This window comes from Vibrio olivae (assembly GCF_042428525.1).
Taxonomy (GTDB): Bacteria; Pseudomonadota; Gammaproteobacteria; order Enterobacterales; family Vibrionaceae; genus Vibrio; species Vibrio olivae.
In genome coordinates, this window is record NZ_JBHMEP010000130.1 from 1 (window position 1) to 526 (window position 526).

Sequence of the window (526 nt, forward strand, 5' to 3'; positions counted from 1 at the left end):
AAGCTGGGTCGGGAGTACCCCGTAACGGCCTACCGGCTCGGCGGGAGGGTGACGCTGGAGAAGTTGCTGGAGTTTATCCCGGACAGTAACGGGGAGCAGCAGCGGCTTGAGGGGCTTATGAGAAAGAGCCGCCTGTCGCTGGCTGAGGCAAAGGAGAAGTACCCGGACTGGTACGAGCGGCGGATTGTCAAGAAGGAGCGGCGGGGCCGCTGGACGGTCAAGCGAGATTTATACGACTGGTGGCTGCACCGGATCGGGGATGAGATTCGCGTGGGCCATCGGTTCTATGGCATTATGACGCTGGCGATCTACGCCAAGAAATGCGGGATTAGCGAGGACGAGCTGCGCTGGGACGCGTTTTCCTTGCTGAAACCTTATGACGATATGAGTGTCGAGGACATCAACCGCTTCACGAAAGACGATGTGGTGTGTGCCCTGGAGATGTTCAATGAGGACTATGTGACCTTTCCCAGGGACGATATAGCGAAGTTGTCCGGTCTGACTATGCCGGTCAATAAGCGGAACT

The 526-nt window shown here is 57.4% G+C and carries 1 protein-coding gene; it reads left to right on the forward strand.

Annotated elements, in window-relative coordinates; genetic code table 11:
* The coding region (locus ACFFUV_RS23880) for a hypothetical protein (protein ID WP_446697930.1) at positions 1 to 526 on the forward strand (526 nt) is incomplete at both ends.